The 17,848-nt window shown below is 75.0% G+C and carries 13 protein-coding genes, 2 tRNA genes and 1 pseudogene; 9 read left to right on the top strand and 7 right to left on the bottom strand.

All coding sequences use genetic code 11. The features are described from left to right. Nucleotides 1–88 precede the first annotated feature (88 nt). The gene (locus MTR79_RS32880) at nt 89–5,161 is read right to left on the bottom strand and encodes a PAS domain-containing protein (protein WP_244792918.1); all 5,073 of its coding nucleotides are present in this window, start codon (nt 5,159–5,161) and stop codon (nt 89–91) included. A 216-nt stretch (nt 5,162–5,377) separates the two neighbouring features. Next, nucleotides 5,378–5,851, bottom strand: coding sequence for an SSI family serine proteinase inhibitor (locus MTR79_RS32875; protein ID WP_086705128.1), 474 nt, complete (start codon nt 5,849–5,851; stop codon nt 5,378–5,380). A 178-nt stretch (nt 5,852–6,029) separates the two neighbouring features. On the opposite strand from MTR79_RS32875, the gene MTR79_RS32870 reads away from it, so the two are divergent. From MTR79_RS32870 to MTR79_RS32860, 3 genes are all read left to right on the top strand, one after another. Beyond that, nucleotides 6,030–6,120, top strand: a tRNA-Ser gene (locus MTR79_RS32870). Nucleotides 6,121–6,316: 196 nt separating this feature from the next. Continuing rightward, a tRNA-Arg gene (locus MTR79_RS32865) sits at nt 6,317–6,389 on the top strand. Between the two features lie 159 nt (nt 6,390–6,548). Then, a complete protein-coding gene (locus tag MTR79_RS32860) occupies nt 6,549–7,142 on the top strand; it encodes a signal protein (protein WP_189363707.1) in 594 nt (197 codons plus the stop codon). Between the two features lie 24 nt (nt 7,143–7,166). Here MTR79_RS32860 and MTR79_RS32855 read toward each other — a convergent pair whose 3' ends face one another. The 5 genes from MTR79_RS32855 to MTR79_RS33665 form a co-directional block, all read right to left on the bottom strand. Beyond that, nucleotides 7,167–8,339 (bottom strand): PP2C family protein-serine/threonine phosphatase, encoded by a 1,173-nt coding sequence (locus MTR79_RS32855; protein ID WP_244792916.1) that lies wholly within the window; start codon nt 8,337–8,339, stop codon nt 7,167–7,169. Between the two features lie 57 nt (nt 8,340–8,396). Next, nucleotides 8,397–9,782 carry an FAD-binding oxidoreductase gene (locus MTR79_RS32850; RefSeq protein ID WP_244792914.1) on the bottom strand — a complete coding sequence of 462 codons (1,386 nt, stop codon included), beginning with the start codon at nt 9,780–9,782 and terminating at the stop codon, nt 8,397–8,399. A 219-nt stretch (nt 9,783–10,001) separates the two neighbouring features. Next, the gene (locus tag MTR79_RS32845) at nt 10,002–10,490 is read right to left on the bottom strand and encodes a potassium channel family protein (RefSeq protein WP_086705131.1); all 489 of its coding nucleotides are present in this window, start codon (nt 10,488–10,490) and stop codon (nt 10,002–10,004) included. A gap of 38 nt (nt 10,491–10,528) precedes the next feature. After that, on the bottom strand, nt 10,529–10,960 hold the full coding sequence (locus MTR79_RS32840; protein ID WP_048460215.1) for a hypothetical protein: 432 nt from the start codon (nt 10,958–10,960) through the stop codon (nt 10,529–10,531). A 120-nt stretch (nt 10,961–11,080) separates the two neighbouring features. Further along, a complete protein-coding gene (locus MTR79_RS33665) occupies nt 11,081–11,212 on the bottom strand; it encodes a hypothetical protein (RefSeq protein ID WP_279953338.1) in 132 nt (43 codons plus the stop codon). Between MTR79_RS33665 and MTR79_RS32835 the strand changes: the two are divergent. From MTR79_RS32835 to MTR79_RS32810, 6 genes and pseudogenes are all read left to right on the top strand, one after another. Continuing rightward, nucleotides 11,163–11,435, top strand: a pseudogene (locus MTR79_RS32835) (HGxxPAAW family protein); the annotation flags it as partial. The gene MTR79_RS33665 and the pseudogene MTR79_RS32835 overlap by 50 nt on opposite strands. 40 nt (nt 11,436–11,475) lie before the next feature. Next, nucleotides 11,476–12,348 (top strand): DUF2797 domain-containing protein, encoded by an 873-nt coding sequence (locus MTR79_RS32830; RefSeq protein ID WP_189363705.1) that lies wholly within the window; start codon nt 11,476–11,478, stop codon nt 12,346–12,348. 641 nt (nt 12,349–12,989) lie between these two features. Further along, nucleotides 12,990–13,844, top strand: a complete 855-nt coding sequence (locus MTR79_RS32825) for an amidohydrolase family protein (protein ID WP_189363904.1) — start codon at nt 12,990–12,992, stop codon at nt 13,842–13,844. Between the two features lie 78 nt (nt 13,845–13,922). Further along, nucleotides 13,923–14,663, top strand: a complete 741-nt coding sequence (locus MTR79_RS32820; RefSeq protein WP_048460262.1) for a response regulator transcription factor — start codon at nt 13,923–13,925, stop codon at nt 14,661–14,663. Beyond that, nucleotides 14,660–16,189, top strand: coding sequence for a HAMP domain-containing sensor histidine kinase (locus MTR79_RS32815; RefSeq protein ID WP_244792911.1), 1,530 nt, complete (start codon nt 14,660–14,662; stop codon nt 16,187–16,189). Before MTR79_RS32820 ends, MTR79_RS32815 begins: the two co-directional genes overlap by 4 nt. Before the next feature lie 14 nt (nt 16,190–16,203). After that, the gene (locus MTR79_RS32810) at nt 16,204–17,742 is read left to right on the top strand and encodes a bifunctional glycosyltransferase family 2/GtrA family protein (RefSeq protein WP_189363703.1); all 1,539 of its coding nucleotides are present in this window, start codon (nt 16,204–16,206) and stop codon (nt 17,740–17,742) included. Nucleotides 17,743–17,848: the final 106 nt, after the last annotated feature.

The following is a 17,848-nucleotide window of genomic DNA, read 5'->3' as shown; positions in this document are numbered from 1 at the left end:
CGGTGAGCGCGACACCCGCGCCCACCGCCCGGCGCGGTGCTGTCCGTGCTGTCCGTGCTGTCCGTGCCCACGGCCCGTACCCGGACCGTCAGTTGGTTCCGATCCGCGAGAGCAGGTCGACGATCCGCTCCTGCACCTCGGCGCTGGTGGACCGCTCCGCGAGGAACAGCACCGTCTCGCCCGAGGCCAGCCGCGGCAGGTCCGCCGCGTCGACGGCGGCCGTGTAGACGACGAGCGGGGTGCGGGTGAGCTGACCGTTCGCCCGCAGCCAGTCGATGATCCCGGCCTGTCCGGCCTGGCGGTGCACCTGCATCAGGTCCATCACCACCAGGTTCGGCCGGAACTGACCTGCCAGCGTCACCGCGTCGGCGTCGCTCGCGGCCCGTGCGACCTGCATCCCGCGCCGCTCCAGCGTGCCGGTCAGGGCCAGCGCGATCTCCGCGTGCTCCTCGATCAGCAGGACGCGCGGCGGGTGCTGCTCGCTGTCACGCGGCGCGAGCGCCTTCAGCAACACCGCCGGGTCGGCGCCGTAGGCGGCGTCGCGGGAGGCCTGGCCGAGTCCGGCCGTGACCATCACCGGCACCTCCGCCACGCCCGCCGCCTGACGCAGCGACTGCAGGGCGGTACGGGTGATCGGCCCCGTCAGCGGGTCGACGAACAGCGCCGCCGGGAAGGCCGCGATCTGCGCGTCGACCTCCTCACGGGAGTGCACGATCACCGGCCGGTAGCCGCGGTCGCTCAGCGCCTGCTGCGTCGACACGTCCGGCGCGGGCCACACCAGCAGCCGGCGCGGGTTGTCCAGCGGCTCCGGCGGCAGTTCGTCGTCCATCGGCTGCGGACGCGGCGTGTCCGCGACCTCCACGGCCCCGCCCGGACCGTCCAGCGGCTCGGGACCCTCGGCGGCGTCCGCGTCCGGGGCCCCTATCGCGTACGAGCGTCCGGCGGCCTCCGTGGCCGGCGCGAGCCGGGACTGCCCGGCCGGCGTCGCCGTCGGCTGAGCCGCGGGCTGGGCGAGGGCGGCGGCCGGGGTGAGGTCCTGCTGCGGCGCGGGAGCCTGACCGGCGGGCGGTACGGGCTCGGCCTGCTGCGGGTGCGGGCGGGCCCCCTGGACGGCGCCGGGAGTCTGCCCGCCGGAGGTCTGGCCGTTCGCCGCGGCCTGGTCGTTGCGGGTGCCGAGCTTGCGACGGCGTCCGGAACCGCCCGGCTGGTGCGGGGGCGGCGTGGCCGACGCCGACGGCTGCTGGACCTGGGCGGCCTGCCGGTTGAACGGCACACCCTGCCCCAGCGTCCGCACGCTGATCGCACGGCCCTGCGTCGAGTTCGGGTCCACCGGCGCGGCGGCCTCGGCGGGCAGCGGCTGGGCGGCGGGCCTGGCCGACGCGGGCGCGCCCTCGGGCGGCAGCGGGGTGCCGCCGGACGGCGTGGGCTGCGGCGCGTTCGGTACGGGCGCCGCACCGGCGCCGGAGGTGTCACCTGCGGCGGGCCACTGCTGCGGGGCCGGCGTCCCGGCGGGCGGGGCGGCAGCGCCCGGCGAGGGCTGGGCGGGCTGCGCCGTGCCCTGGGCGGTCGGGGCCTCGGCGGGCAGCGGCTGGGCCGGAGGGAGCGGGGCCGCGGTGCCTTGCGGGGGCGGCGCCCCCCACTGTTCGGGAGCACCCGGCGCCTGCGCGGCATCGGCCGGCGGGGCGACCGCACGCCGACGGCGTCCGGTGGGCGCGCTGGTGGGGTGCGGCTGCGGCGGGGTGTGGTCCTCGGACTGGTCCACCGGCACGGCGTCGTGCTGCCCGGCATCGGCGGCGGGTCCGCCCTGCGGCGCGGGAGCGGGGGCGGGGTGCGCGGCCGCCTGCGGCGCGGGAGCGGGTGCGGGGTGCGCACTCGCCTGCGGCGCGGCTGCACCAGGCTGCTGCGGCTGTGCGGTGGCGTCGGCGGGCTGCGGGGCCGGCGGGTTCGGGTTCGGGTCAGGCGGTACGACCGGCGGAGCCTGCGCGGCGGCGGCCGGCTGGGGACCGGGCGCGGCGGGCTGGGGTGCGGGCTGGGCATGAGGACCGACGGGCTGAAGTCCCGGTCCGGCCGGCTGGTGCGCGGCCGGCTGCGGTGCCTGCGGGTTCGGCGGGACCGGCTGCGCGTTGGGGCCGACGGGCTGGAGGTTCGGCCCGGCTGCCTGGGGCGCGGCCTGCTGGTTCGGCGGTACGGGCTGCGGAGCCTGCGGATTCGGGCCCACGGGCTGGAGGCCCGGCGCTGCGGGCTGAGGCGCGGGCCCGGCGGCGGGTGCGTTCTGCGGCACGGGCTGCGCGTCGGGCTGAGGCGCGGTCTGCTGGTTGGGCAGCACGGGCTGCCGCCCGTCGGGCGCGGCGGGCTGGAGGTTCCAACCGGCGGGCTGGGGCGCGGCCGGCTGCGGTGCATGCCGGTTCGGCGGCACCGGCTGCCCGTCGGGCCCGGCCGGCTGAGGCGCGCCCGCAGCCGGGGCGTTAGGCCCGGCGGCCTGCTGGTGCGGAGGTACGGCCTGACCCGCGACGGGAGCCACAGGATGCGGAGCCGGACCGGCAGCCACGCCGTTCGGCGCGGCACCCGGAGCCACCGGAACGCCCCCCTGGGCACCCGGAAGCTCCTGGGCCCCCGGCACCTGACCCGGAGCCACCGGCGCGCCCCCCTGGGCACCCGGAGGCTCCTGACCGGCCGGCACCTGACCCGGCGCCACAGGTGCCTGCCCCGAGACCTCGGCCTGCGCGGGCTGCCCGGCGGTCTGCCCCGCCTGTTCGTCCTGGTCCGCCCCGGCCGGAGCCGCCGGCGGCAGCGCGAACACCGTGCGCGGCGCGGCCTCCTGCGCCGCCGCCCGCTCGTTCGCGGCGGCCAGCGCACGCCGGCGCCGTCCGGTCGGCTGCGGCTGCTGGTCCGGTCCCGCGCCCTGGGCGGGCACGTGCACGGCGACCGCGCCGGGCGCGCCGTTCGCCTCGCCCCCCGCGGGCAGCGCCGGCGCGAGCGCCTGCTGCTCACCGGCCGCGCGCCGGGCCCGGCGTCCGGACGGCGCGGGCACACCCTGCGGCGGTACGGTGCCGCCCAGCGCGGTGTTGGAGGCCGCGGCGCCCGCCGCGTGCTCGGCCGCGGTGACGACGGCGCCCTCGGACACCCCCGCCCCTGCCGCCGCACCGGCGAGTTCGACCTCGGCGCCCGCCGCGGGGGCCGCGCCCTCGGCGGGACGGCCACGTCGCCGCCCGGTCCCGCCGGACGCGGCCGCGCCCTCACCGGACGCCTGCGCCGGAAGCTGTGCCTGCGGCGCCTGCGCGGGCTCGGCCGGAGCCGCCCGCCGCCTGCGCCGCCCGGTGGGCTGGGGCGCCTCCGCGGCCGGAGCAGCCGGGGCCTCGCCGTCACCGCCGGACGCGTCGCTCTCCAGGAACGCGTCGACGGAAGCGCGCCGCGCCCGTCGCCGGCCTCCGCCCGTCGCGGGCTCGACGGGAGCGGAGGCCTCCTCGGCCTGCGGAGCCGCCGCCTGCGGTACGGATCCCGCCCCGCCGCCGATCGGCACCTCGAGGACGAACGCGCTGCCGCTCATCCCCGGCACCTCGTGCGTCTGGAGCACCCCGCCGTGCGCCCGGACGATCCCGCGCACGACCGGCTCGTGCACCGGGTCGCCGCCGCCGTACGGGCCGCGTACCTCGATGCGGACGACCTCGCCGCGCTGGGCCGCCGCGACGACGACCGTGTTGTCCAGGTAACCGCCTGCCGACAGGGGCGTGTTGCCGGTCGCGTCGACGCCCGCGACGTCCGCGACGAGATGGGCGAGGGCGGTCGCGAGCAGACGCGGGTCCACCTCGGCCTCGATGGGCGGCGCGTGCACCGCGAACTGCACCCGGCCGGGGCCGATCAGCTCCACGGCGCCGTCGACGCCGGCCGCGACGACCGCGTCGAGCATCACCTTCGTACGGGCGATCTCCTCGGTGCCGGCGTCGAGCCGCTGGTAGCCGAGGACGTTGTCGATGAGGGTGGTGATGCGGGAGTAGCCGGCCGACAGGTGGTGGAGCACCTGGTTGGCCTCGGGCCACAGCTGGCCCGCGTCGTCCGCGGCCAGCGCGGCCAGTTCACGGCGCAGTTCGTCGAGCGGGCCGCGCAGGGAGCGGCCGAGGAGGGTGAGCAGCTGCTCGTGGCGAGCGGCGAGGGCCTCGTAGCGGTCCTTCTCGCGCTCGCCGAGGGCCGCGTACCGCTCCTCGTGCGCGGCGAGTTCCTCCGCGTGCTTCTCGCGGAGCTCCTCCACCTCGGTGACATGGCTCTGGCGCAGGGCGGTCAGCTCGGAGCCGTGCTCCTCGGCGAGCCGCTCCAGCTCCTCGGCGTGCTCCCGCTCGGCGTCCTCCTTCTCCTTCAGGAGGGCGTCGTAGGGGCGGCGGTCGAGGAACGTCATCACGGCGCCGACGAGCTGGTCGCCGTCGCGCACCGGGGCGGTGGTGAGGTCGACCGGCAGCTTGTCGCCGTTCTTGGCGTAGAGGACCTGGCCGCGCACGCGGTGCTTGCGGCCGGAGCGCAGGGTGTCGGCGAGCGGGGACTCGGAGTACGGGAAGGGGGAGCCGTCGGCGCGTGAGTGCAGCACCAGGGTGTGCAGCTCGCGGCCGCCGAGTTCACCGGCCCGGTAGCCGAGGATCTGGGCGGCGGCCGGGTTGACCAGGACGATCCGTCCGTCGGTGTCGGTGCCGACGACGCCCTCGGAGGCGGCCCGCAGGATCATCTCCGTCTGCCGCTGCGAACGGGCGAGCTCGGCCTCGGTGTCGACGGTGCCGGAGAGGTCCCGGACGACGAGCATCAGCAGCTCGTCGCCGGTGTAGCCGTAACTGTCGTAGGTGTGCTGCGTGTTCTCGAGGCTGGCGCTGGTGACCTCGACGGGGAACTCGGTGCCGTCGGTCCGCCGGGCGGTCATCCGGGTCGGCTTGGTGCGTCCGCGGGGGTCGATGTGGTCGGGTCGCCGCATGGAACCGGGGATGAGCTTGCTGTCGAACTCCGGCAGCAGGTCCAGCAGCCCGCGCCCCACCAGGGCGGTGCCCGGCGCCTCGAACGCCTCGAGCGCGATGGTGTTGGCGTTGACGACCGTCCCGTTGGCGTTGACCAGCACCAGGGCGTCGGGAAGCGCGTCCAGTATGGCTGCGAGGCGAGCAGCGCCTCGGGATGGCCTGCTGCTCACGAGACGCTTCCTCCCTGTTACCGCGACGTGCCGACCGATCGGGCCATCTTGCCAACGGGCCCGCAACGTGTCACGGGAGGGAGTCTAAGGGCTGGGGGTGCGCCGGGGACGCCGGATGGGACGCACATCGCACCCCGAGGTGACGGTGATGTGACGCCCGGTACGTCCGGAACCGCGCCTGCCTGGGCCGACGCACCACGAACCTTCGCGGGACTTTTACGCCCCGGGTGCACCCGGGGCCCGGCCCACCTCGGGCAGCAGCGGCACCAGCCGGTCCCACCGCTCGATCGCGCACCCGTTGGCCCGGTCGTACGCCGCGTCGACGCGGCGGCCCGCCCAGGTGCCGGTGATGCGGGCGGTGGCGGGGCCGCCGTACTGCATGGTGCACACGGCGTCCCGCGGCGCCGGCGCGAAGGCGTCCTGCCCCCACCGCGTCCGCCGCTCGACGGCCGCGCAGGCGCCGTCCGGATCGGGGTGCGTCCCGCCGCTCGGCCGGCACCGCACCTCGTACGTCCCGTCCGCCCCGCCGCCCGCGTCCCTCACGGTGACGGTGAGCCGGTCGCCCTCCGGCGCCGGTTCCCCGGCCCGGGCCGGGGAGGGCGACGCGGCGAGCGAGGCGAGGACGGCGACGAGCGCGACGAGGCCGCGTCGCCCGGGCAGGGAGGAGAGGGAGGAGCACAGGGCAGTCATGCCGTGACCAACGCGCCGGAAGGCGGGACGTTGCGCCACGACGGCGTGCCGGTCGTCCGGGCTTTGCCCTGCGGGCTCCCCGCCTAGTACCGTGGGGACCGATTGGTGACACGCCACACGGTTGTGTCATCATCGGCACGCACCACCCACTCGCGCCCGCGCGCAGCAGGTTGTGCATGGAGGCGTCGCCTAGTCCGGTCTATGGCGCCGCACTGCTAATGCGGTTTGGGCCTTAAAGCCCATCGAGGGTTCAAATCCCTCCGCCTCCGCCTCGAACACGAAGCCCCGGCCCCAGCGGCCGGGGCTTCGTCGTTCCCCCGCCGTTCGTGCCTCACGCCGTGTTTCCGCAGGTCACAAGGGGTAGGGCAATCGGATTTCACATGGCGGCGGCAGTCATGTAATGTTCTTCCTGTCGCCGCGAGCGGGCCGAAAGGGCCGGGAGCGGCGAGACAAATGAAGAGACAAGCACTCGTAGCTTAACGGATAGAGCATCTGACTACGGATCAGAAGGTTGCAGGTTCGAATCCTGCCGAGTGCACACAGATCAGAGGCCCCGGAGAGATCCGGGGCCTTCGGCGTTCCATGGGCCGCGTGGGCTCCGGAGGTCGCGTCCGTCGCGTCGGCCTCATGGATAGGGTGCCCGCACATCGTGCGACGACCGGGGGTCGGGCTTCCGTGCGGTGCGGGAGGGGAAACCATGAGGATCACGACGGCCGGGGCGGGGATCGCCGCCGTGGCGTTGGTCGCCACACTCGCGGGATGCGGCGGCAGGGCGGCCACGGCCGAAGGACGGCTCTCGTCCGAGGAACTGCAGGGCCGGTGGTGGACCTGGGCGTCGACGGAGCCCGCACCGACCAACCCGGTCGGCGACGAGGACGGGAGCGCGTGCGGGCGGAACCAGCCGGAGGACGTGTGGTTCCTGGCCGGCACGTTCGGCACCCAGGCTAAGCGGACGTGCGCCGTCCCTGAGGGGGTGCCCCTGGCCTTCCCCCTGGTGAACATGTTCGGCACACCGGCGGACTGCGCGGACTTCATGTCAACCGCCGAGGGGTCCGCCGTTCTGGACGGCGAGAAGGTCGACGCGGACGCCCATCAGGCGGAGTCGATCGAGATCCGCAGCGGTGCCGGCAACCCCGTCACGGGCACGGACGGGTCCTTCACCGCTCACGGGTGCGGACTGTGGGTCCAACTGCCCGCGCCGGAGCCCGGCGAGCACTCGCTGGAGATCCGCGGCCGGTCGGGCGGCTTCTCGGTCGGGGTGGACTACACCCTGACCGTGGACGCGGCCTAGACGTGCTGAGCCGCGACGCCGGGATCAGGGCCGCACGGCGGCGCCGGTCCCCTCGACCTGCCCGTCCGGGAGCCGCGTCACCGCCAAGGCCGCGGCGTCGTCGTCGAGTTCGTCGGTGTGCCGGAACAGGGCGGTCAGCATGGTGTCCAGCACGGCCCCGGGGTCCGGTGGCAGGGGGCAGGTGAGCGGGGGGACGGGGTCGAAGAAGGCGCCGGTGCGGTCGCGGGCCTCGATGATGCCGTCGGTGAACAGCACCAGCGTGGCACCCGGAGGCAGGTCGTACCGGTCCACCGGGACGACGGGACCGGCCAGGTCGCCCAGGCCCAGCGGCAGCGACGGCTCCTTCGGCTCCAGCGTCGTCACCCGGCCCCCGTGGACCAGCAGCGGCGCCGGGTGCCCCCGGTTCGCCATGCGGAACGCCGACCGGTCGGGGAGGATCTCGACGAAGACGGCGGTGACGAAGTCCTCGTAGGGCGCGTCCGCCTCGCGGGCCTTCAGGTCCTGCACCTGGATCTCCGCGGCCTGGACGACCGACGGCAGGTCCGGCGTCTGCAGGGCAGCCGCGTGGAAGACGCCCAGCAGGGTGTTGACCAGGGTGGCCGACTGGGTGCCCTTGCCGCGGACGTCGCCGATCACCATACGCAGCCCGTGGGACGTGTCGTGGACCGCGTACAGGTCGCCGCCGATCAGGGCCTCCACCTGCGCGGCCTGGTACCGGGTGGCCATGGCCAGCCCCCGGACCCGCTCGGGCACGGTGGGCAGCATCGCGCGCTGGACCGCCTCCGCCACCTGGCGCGACGTCCTCAGCTGCTCGCGTTCGCGCGCGAACATCCGGTTGAGGAACGCAGCGACGACGGTCAGCGTGACGAGGGTCGTGAAGCCGATGACGTTCGGCCGGGAGATCACCTCCCCGCTCTCACGGAAGGACAGGAGCCAGCCCGTCAGGAGGGCCACCGCACCGCTGGTGACCGTCCAGGCCAGGGAGTACAGGGGCGCCGCCGTCACCGACACGGTCGCCAGCAGCGGGAAGGTGTTGAACGGCGGCCAGACGAGGTCGATGACGACCGCGACGGCCACCACGGCGGGCGGCAGCGCATGGGGCCAGACGATCCGCCTGAAGCGCCGCTCGCGCTGGTACCGCTCCATCCGCAGGGCCCCCGGTCGATCCGTAGCGTCCTGCGCCCCAGTCTTCGGCATGCCCTCCCGCGCAGCCACCGGGCGGGTCCGTCCGCGACCCGCCCGGCGCGGCGCGGCTCAGGCCGCCGGCGGGATGTTCTGGTTGGCGTGGAAGAAGTTGTCCGGGTCGTAGGTGTGCTTGACGGCCGCGAGGCGGGCGTAGTTGTCGCGGTAGGTGGCGCGGACGCTGTCGGCGTCGCCGGTCTCGCCGAGGAAGTTGACGTAGGCGCCGCCCATGGAGTGGGGGTGGAGCGCCGTCGAGTAGTCGACGCACCACCGGCGGATCAGGTCGGCGTTGGCCGGGTCGGGGTCGATGCCGGCGATGACACCGGACCAGGTCGCGTCCCGGTACGCCCAGGCCGTCTCGCCCGGGGCGACGTCGTGGGCCGCCCCGTCCACCGGGTACAGGTGCATGGTCGACAGGCCGGTCGGCAGCTCCCGCCCGAACCGCTCGTGCACCGCGAGGGCCTCGTCGGTGACCGTGTCGAAGAAGTCGCCGCGCCAGTACCACTGGAGCCCCTTGGGGACGAGGTCGTCGAACATCGTCTGGAGCATCGGGTACGGCATCGGCGTGGCGAAGTGGAAGGCCGGCGGGGCCGGGTCGTTCACCACGGACAGCACGTCGTCCAGGCGTCCGCCCTCCAGGTCGCCGGTGTAGCACCAGATGACGCCGCACACCTTCCGCCCGTGGAGCGGCTCGGGGAAGGGCGGTGCGGGCGGGACGGCCATGACGGCGAAGAAGCCGTTGAGGTCCTCGGGTGCCGACGGCAGGAACTCCCGGTACCAGCGCAGCACCTCCTGGGTCTGCTCGACCGGCCACACGGTGACCGCCACGCCGACCGTGTGCACCGGGTGCAGCCGGAAGGTGAAGGACGTGACCACGCCGAAGTTGCCGCCGCCGCCCCGCAGGGCCCACAACAGGTCCGGGTGTTCCTTCTCGCTGGTGGTGACGACGCTGCCGTCGGCCAGGACCACGTCCGCTGCGACCAGGCTGTCGATCGTCAGTCCGTACTTACGGGTGAGGTGGCCGTGGCCGCCGCCCAGCGTGAGACCGCCCACGCCGGTGGTGGAGTTGATGCCGGCGGGCACGCCGAGCCCGAAGGTGTGCGTCTCGTGGTCCAGGTCGCCGAGTTGACTGCCCCCGCCGACCTGGGCCGTCCTGTTCACCGGGTCGACCCGCACCCAGCGCATCAGGGACAGATCGAGGGTGAGCCCGCCGTCGACCAGACACAGGCCGGGCCCGCTGTGCCCGCCGCCGCGCACGGCCAGCTCGACGCCCGTCTGCCGGGCGAAGGCGATCGTGGAGCGCACGTCCGCCGTGCCGCTGCAGCGGGCGATGGCGGCCGGACGGCGGTCGATCATGGCGTTGTAGACGGAGCGGGTCTCGTCGTACTCGGCGTCCTGCGGCGTCACGAGCGGGCCTCGCAGGGCCTCGCGCAGATTGTCCAGTGCGGTTGCGTCCATGCCGCTCATGTGCGGACACCCCTTGGAGCAGTGCGGAACCGGATGCGGGCCCGCGGGCGGACGAACCGGCGTGATGCGCCTCGGCGGCGTCCCGGCCCCGCGAGGCGTCCGGCCGGTGTTCGTCCGGGGTCCTGGGGCGCGGTCCCCGGGTGTCCCGGGGAGCACCCCGCTCCTTTCAGTGTGACGCCGGTCACATGACTGCGCGACGTGGGCGCGGGGTCAACGCGGCGGGTCCGCACTCCGGTCGCGGCGCACGGCGTTGCGCAGATGGGTGGTCAGGGCGGTGGCCGCCGCCGTGAGGAAGATGAAGCTGTAGAGGATCTGCAGGATCGTGACCAGGCGCGCGGACTGTCCGCGCGGGGTGATGTCCCCGTACCCGACGGTCGCGAGCGTGACGATCGTGAAGTAGAGGGCGTCCAGGCGCGTGGTCAAGCCGTCCAGTTCGCCGGGCCGCTGGGCGAGCCCCTGGTAGGCGGTCGCGAAGACCAGCACGGACAGGCACATCAGCGGCGGGATCGCCATCCCCGGACGGACGCCCGGGACGTTCAGCAGCACCCGGGCGACCTGGATCAGCAGCAGGACGGCGATCAGTGCGAGAGCCGCCCCGAAGAGCACCCAGCTCAGCACCGGCCGGTGCGGGCCCAGCCGGTCCAGCGGCAGCAGGAAGAACGCGGTGACCATCGCCGTCAGCCCGGTCACCTGGGTCACCCAGGGCCAGGCACCGGACCGGCCGCCGGGCGCGCGCTCTACGCCGGGGACTCGCGGCGGGGTGCGCACAGGGCCCAGATGATGAAGCCGTCGATGACGATGAGGACGATCGACCACACCGGCTGGTAGGGCAGCCACACGAAGTGGGCGATCATGCTCAGCCCGGCCAGGCCGACGCCCACGGCGCGGGCCCAGGTGGCCCCCTTGAACAACGCCAGGCCGGCGGCGACCACCAGGGCGCCGAGGATCAGATGCACCCAGCCCCAGCCGGTCAGGCTGAACGAGTACGTGAAGTTGGGTGTGGTGACGAAGACGTCGTCCCGGGCGATGGCGGCGATGCCCTCGAAGACGGCCATGACGCCGCCGAACACCATCAGGAACGCGGCGGCCACCGTCCAGCTCGCCGCCCAGGGGCTCTCGGCCTCCCGGCCCGCCCCGCGAAAGCCCGTACCGCTGACATTGCTGGCCATGTTTCCCGACCTTCCGGATGTCCCCGAGCGGTTCGATCCCCTTCAGACTGGCACCGCATGCCTTGCCCGGCACCTCGGGCGGTGATCCCGGGTCAGTTCCCGTACCGGTTCCTGTGCGGGTCAGCTCTTGCTGCGGCTCTCCTCGCGGAAGGCGTCCGCGAGCGCGGTGGCGCGCCGGAACCAGTCGTTCGGTACGGCGGGGCCGCTGCTCGCCGCCGGAGCGGCGGTCGACGTGCTCGCCCTGCTCGTCACCTGGGCCCTCCACCTCGCCGGATGGGGCAAGCCGTCGGGGCCCCGGCCGCGGGAGGAGTGGAGCCGGCGGGTGCGGGACAGCGGGGCTCGCACGGGGCATGCCGAGTGCCTGGGGTGCCGGATGGCGGGACGGAGGGGCGGTACGGCCGTGGTGCCCGCACGTCCGGTTCCAGCCACGCCGGCCACCCCCGTCGAGACGGACGCGGTGCGCGTGGGCAGCTGAGCCGGGCCGTTGTCAGTGGTCCCCTCTATTCTCGGCCGGGATGGCACAGGCATGGCGGTGCGCGGGGCTGAGCTGGACGGCGGGCGGTCCCGTGCTGATCTGGGACGGGGGTCGGCGCTCCACGCTGGCCTGGGGGAAGACGGTGGCCTTCGGGGTCGCGGAGGGGGGAGCGCGGACCTGTGTGGGGGCACGGGGGAACATGTGTCCGCTCGCCGCGCGGGTGTCCGCGCGGAGCACCGGGCCGCGCTGCGAGGAGTGCGCCCGCCTGGACCGGGCGCACTCGGTGGCCGCCGACACGCTCGCGGACGACCCGCGGCCCTACCGGGTCTACCTGGCGTGGTTCGGGCCCGGGATGACCAAGGTCGGGATCACCGCCGAGCGGCGGGGACCGGCCCGGCTGCTGGAACAGGGCGCGATCTGCTTCAGCTGGCTGGGCACGGGGCCGCTGATGGCGGCGCGCCGCACCGAGGAGCTGCTGCGTGCCGCCCTGCGGGTGCCCGACCGCATCCCCTACGCCGCCAAGCGCGCGGCGCGGGCGGCGCTCCCGTCGGCCGGGGAGGAGCGGGCCGCCGAGATCGCCGGGCTGCACGCGCGGGCGCTGGTCCTCACCGGCTGGCCGGAGTCGCTCGAACCCGCCCCTTTCCGTCCCGTCGACCATGTGGAGGCGTTCGGACTGGCGGAGGCGCCGGAGCCGGTGGGCGTGGTGGGGGAGTTGGCCGCCGGAGGTGCGGTGAGCGGTGAGCTGGTGGCGGCCGCCGGCCCCGATTTGCATCTGGCGACGGACCGGGGCGTCCTCGTGCTGGACACCCGCCTGCTGCCCGGCTGGGAGCTGCTCCCGGGCGGGGGACGCCGGGTCGAGGTGCCGGTGCGGGCACTGAAGGAGCGGCCGACCGCGCAGGACGGGCTGTTCTGAGGCGGAGGAAGGGAACGAGGACTGGACCGCCCTCGCCCCCTCGGGTGATCGTGTCCGGCATGAGCGCGCACCCTCCGACCCGGCCGACCCTGCCGACCCGGCCGGCCGAGACCGACGAGCCCCCGGCGACCGACGAGCCGGCCGAGGCCGACGAGCCGGCCGAGGCCGACGGGCTCCCGGCGACCTACGAGCCGCCGGCGACCGACGAGCCGCCCGCGACCGCTGAGGCCGCCGCGACTGCCGGGGCTGCCGGAATCGCCGCGTCCCCCGGGACCCATAGGACTGGCGGAACTTCTGGGACCCCCAAGGGCGACAGAACTGCTGGGGCTGCCGTGACCGACGGAACGGGCAGGACCGCCGCGATCGCCGGGACCGCCGCGACCGCCGGGGCTGCCGGAATCGCCGCGTCCCCCGGGACCCATAGGACTGGCGGAACTTCTGGGACCCCCAAGGGCGACAGAACTGCCGGGGCTGCCGTGACCGACGGAACGGGCAGGACCGCCGCGATCGCCGGGACCGCCGGAACTGCCGCGACCGTCGCGACCGCCGGAACTGCCGAGGCCACCGAAACCACCGACACTGCCGCGACCGCCGGATCCGACGAAGCCGCCGAGGTCCGCCGCTTCTGGCAGGACCTCGGCCTGCCCGGCCTCGTCGACGTGCACACGCACTTCATGCCGGAGCGCGTGCTCCACAAGGTGTGGGCGTACTTCGACGGACTCGGGCCGCTCACCGGCGGTATCGAGTGGCCGATCACGTACCGCGAGGAGGAGGCCGAACGGGCCGCGCTGCTGCGGGCGTTCGGCGTGCGTGCCTTCACGGCGATGCTCTACCCGCACAAGCCGGGCATGGCCCGCTGGCTCAACGGCTGGGCCGCCGGCTTCGCCCGCCGCACCCCCGACTGCCTGCACACCTCCACCCTCTTCCCCGAGCCCGGCGCCGCCGCCTACGTCCGCGAGGCCCTCGAGCACGGGACGCGCGTCTTCAAGGCGCACGTGCAGGTAGGCGGGTACGACCCCGCCGACGAGGCGCTCGACGCCTGCTGGGGCCTGCTCGCCGAGGCGGGCACACCGGTGGTGGTCCACTGCGGCTCGGGCCCCGCCCCCGGCCGGCACACCGGACCCGGACCGATGGCGCGCGTACTGGCCCGCCACCCCCGGCTGCGGCTGATCGTCGCCCACCTGGGCATGCCCGAGTACGAGGACTTCCTCGACCTGGCCGAGCGGTACGCGGAGGTCCGCCTCGACACCACCATGGCGTTCACCGGCTTCAGCGAGCGGATGGCGCCGTTCCCCCGGAGGGCGCTCCCCCGCCTCGCCGCCCTCGGCGACCGTGTCCTGCTGGGCACCGACTTCCCCAACATCCCCTACCCGTACGCCCATCAGCTCGACGCCCTCGCGGAGCTCGCGCTCGGCGACGACTGGCTGCGGGCGGTGTGCCACGACAACGCGGCCCGGCTGTTCGGCCTGCCTCACACACCGGAGCCGCCTCCCTGAGAAACGCCTGTGGATTTCTCAGGGAAAACACAGACAGACGCAAGGGTGCTCTCAGGGGACGCCCCGATCGTGTCCGGTATGACCACGATCTCGCCCCAGGGGCGCACCGAACTGCTGAGGCCGGACGGGAGCTCCGTCCGGGTGCTGGTGGTGGACGACGAGCAGTCGATCACCGAGCTGCTCTCCATGGCCCTGCGCTACGAGGGCTGGCAGATCCGCAGCGCGGCCGACGGCCAGGGCGCCCTCCGCGCGGCGCGCGAGTTCCGGCCCGACGCCGTCGTCCTGGACATGATGCTGCCCGACATGGACGGGCTCACCGTCCTCGGCCGGCTTCGACGCGAACTGCCGGACGTGCCGGTGCTGTTCCTCACCGCGAAGGACGCCGTCGAGGACCGGATCGCGGGGCTGACGGCGGGCGGCGACGACTACGTGACCAAGCCGTTCAGCCTGGAGGAGGTCGTCGCGCGGCTGCGCGGGCTGATCCGCCGCTCCTGTGCGACCGACCGCCGCTCCGACGCCCTGCTGGTGGTCGGCGACCTCACCCTGGACGAGGACAGCCACGAGGTGACCCGCGGCGGGCGGAGCATCCACCTGACCGCCACCGAGTTCGAGCTGCTGCGCTTCCTGATGCGCAACCCGCGCCGGGTGCTCAGCAAGGCGCAGATCCTCGACCGCGTCTGGTCCTACGACTTCGGCGGCCAGGCGAACGTCGTCGAGCTGTACATCTCCTACCTGCGCCGGAAGATCGACGCGGGCCGGGAGCCGATGATCCACACCCGGCGCGGCGCCGGTTACCTGCTGAAGCCCGCGGTGTCGTGAGCGAACCGGGGCGTCCGCGCACGCTGCGGACGCGGCTCGTCGTCACGTCCGTCACGCTGATCGCGGTGGTGTGCGCGGTGATCGGCACGGTGACCGCGCTGGCCCTCCGCTCCCATCTGTACGAGCAGCTCGACGGACAACTGCGCGAGGTGGCGATGCGGGCCACGGGCGGCCCGCTCGGCGACGGACCGCGCCCCGGCCCGCCCAGGGACCCGCTCGACTTCGTGACGAGGGGCCCGCAGATGTTCGGCACCGTCGGCGCCACCGCCGTGAACGGCACGGTGACCGACGGGGTGGTCAGCACGTCACGCGAGGTGAACGGCGTCCGCACGCCCGAGGCCGGCCGCCTCACCGACGCCCAGCTCGCCGTCCTGGAGGGCGTGCCGCGTGACCGGCGGGAGCACACCGCCGACCTCCCCGGCCTCGGCGGCTACCGCGTCCTCTACGCGGAAGGGCCCAACGGCGCCTTCTACGTCGCCGTCCCCACCGCCGACGTAGACGCCACCGTCACCACGCTGATCCTGGTGGAGATCAGCGTCACCACCGCCGGGCTGGTCGCCGCGTCCCTGGCCGGGGCCGTCATCGTCGGCGTCGCCACCCGCCCGCTGCGCCGGGTCGCCGCCACCGCCACCCGCGTCGCCGAACTCCCCCTCCACCGCGGCGAGGTGACGCTGAAGGAGCGCGTCCCCGAGTCCGAGTGCGATCCGCACACCGAGGTCGGCCGTGTCGGCGCCGCCCTCAACCGCATGCTCGACCACGTCCACGGAGCCCTGCACGCCCGCCAGCTCAGCGAGACCCGGGTACGGCAGTTCGTCGCGGACGCCTCCCACGAACTGCGCACCCCGCTCGCCTCCATCCGCGGCTACGCCGAACTCACCCGGCGCGGCCGGGAGGAGACCGGCCCCGACACCCGGCACGCGCTGCGCCGCATCGAGTCCGAGGCCGGCCGGATGACCCTGCTGGTGGAAGACCTGCTGCTGCTCGCACGCCTGGACGCCGGACGGCCCCTGCGGTTCGAGGAGACCGACCTGCTGCCGCTGGTCGTGGACGCCGTCGGTGACGCCCGCGCCGCCGGCCCCGGCCACCACTGGCGCCTGGACCTGCCCGACGCGCCCGCGCCGGTCACCGCCGACGCGGCCCGGCTTCAGCAGGTCCTCGTCAACCTGCTCGCCAACGCCCGCACCCACACCCCGCCGGGCACCACCGTCACCGCCCGGGTGCGTCACGAGGGCCCCTGGCTGCGGGTGGACGTCGCCGACGACGGGCCCGGCATCCCGCCCGAGCTGCTCCCCCACGTCTTCGAACGGTTCGCGCGCGGCGACTCGGCCCGCACGCGGGCCACCGGATCGACGGGGCTGGGGCTGGCGATCGTGCGGGCGGTGACGGCCGCGCACGGCGGCTCCGTGACGGTCGGGAGCGTCCCCGGGCGGACGGTGTTCACCCTGCGTCTGCCCGCCGCCGTGCCGGCCGCGCCGGACTCACAGCTGCGGCACAGCCTCACCACAGAGGTACGACAGGGCAGTTGACCAGGGTCGCTCCCATGCGAAGCGACCTCTGTTCCGGCACGCTGCCGGCTCGGAAGCACCTCCCGGCCGCCTGGGCCGGCACACCGGTCCTGGACGTCGTCGTCCCCGTCTTCAACGAGGAGGATGACCTCCGGCCCTGCGTCCGCCGGCTCCACGAACACCTCACCCGGACCTTCCCGTACGCGTTCCGCATCACGATCGCCGACAACGCCTCCACCGACGGCACCCCGGCCGTCGCCACCGACCTGGCGCGGCGGATCGAGGAGGTGCGGTCCGTCCGACTGGAGCGGAAGGGCCGCGGGCGGGCGCTGCGGACCGTCTGGTCCGCCTCGGACGCGCCCGTCCTCGCCTACATGGACGTGGACCTGTCCACCGACCTCAACGCCCTGCTGCCGCTGGTCGCCCCGCTGATCTCCGGGCACTCCGACCTCGCCATCGGCTCCCGGCTGAGCCGCGGCGCGCGGGTGGTGCGGGGCGCCAAGCGGGAGGTCATCAGCCGCGGCTACAACCTGATCCTGCGCGGCTCGCTCCAGGCGCGCTTCTCCGACGCGCAGTGCGGGTTCAAGGCGATCCGCCGTGACGTGGCGCAGGTGCTGCTGCCGCTGGTGGAGGACAGCGGCTGGTTCTTCGACACGGAGCTGCTGGTGCTCGCCGAGCGGGCGGGGCTGCGCATCCACGAGGTGCCGGTCGACTGGGTCGACGACCCCGACTCCACCGTCCACATCGTGCGAACGGCCGCGGAGGACCTGAAGGGCGTCTGGCGGGTCGGCAGGGCGCTGGCCACCGGTGCGCTGCCGCTGGACCGGCTCGCCCGGCCCTTCGGCGACGACCCGCGCGACCGGGGGCTCGCGGACGTGCCGCGCGGACTGGCCCGCCAGCTCGTCGGCTTCTGCGCCGTCGGCGTCCTGTCCACGGTGTTCTACCTGCTCCTCTACAGCGCCTTCCGCGCCGTCACCGGCGCCCAGCTCGCGAACGGGCTCGCCCTGCTCGTATCGGCGGTCGCCAACACGGCAGCCAACCGCCGGCTCACGTTCCGGGTGCGGGGGCGCGGCGGGATGGTCCGCCACCAGGCGCAGGGCCTGGTCGTCCTCGCCATCGGCCTCGCCCTGACCAGCGGCTCGCTGGCCGCCCTCGACACGGCGAGCAGTGACCCGGCCCGCTCCACGGAACTGGCGGTCCTGGTGGCGGCCAACCTGGCGGCGACGGTCCTGCGGTTCCTGCTGTTCAGGGCCTGGGTCTTCGCTGACCGGGGGCAGGCCCGCGCCGGTGACACGGATCCCCGGCAGACCGGGGTGACGCCCGCGCGGACGGCGACGGGGTACGGCGCCACGGCACCCGCGCCCGGCCCGCCGGGGGCCTCGTCGGCCACGCAGGCGGCGCCGCCCCGGCGAGGTGCCGCGTCCGCCGCGCCGCCGGGGCGGGCGGCTCCCTGGACCGCCTCGGAAGCCGGACCCGCTCCCCGGCCGGACACGCCAGCCGTCACCCCGGCCCGCCCGCCACTCCCCTCCCGGCCCGCCCCGCAGGCCGACGACGACCCGAGGACCACCCGATGACCACCCCACCCGACCCGCAGCCGAGCCCCGCCGCCGAGGCACCCCACCCCGCGCCCGCACCGCACGACGGGCGAGCCGCGGTCGATGCCGCTGACGGCGGCCGAGA

This window comes from Streptomyces sp. BJ20, from assembly GCF_022869105.1.
Lineage (GTDB): Bacteria > Actinomycetota > Actinomycetes > Streptomycetales > Streptomycetaceae > Streptomyces > Streptomyces griseoincarnatus.
Note: the sequence above shows the minus strand (reverse complement) of the source record. Positions and strands in the feature narration are given on the sequence as shown.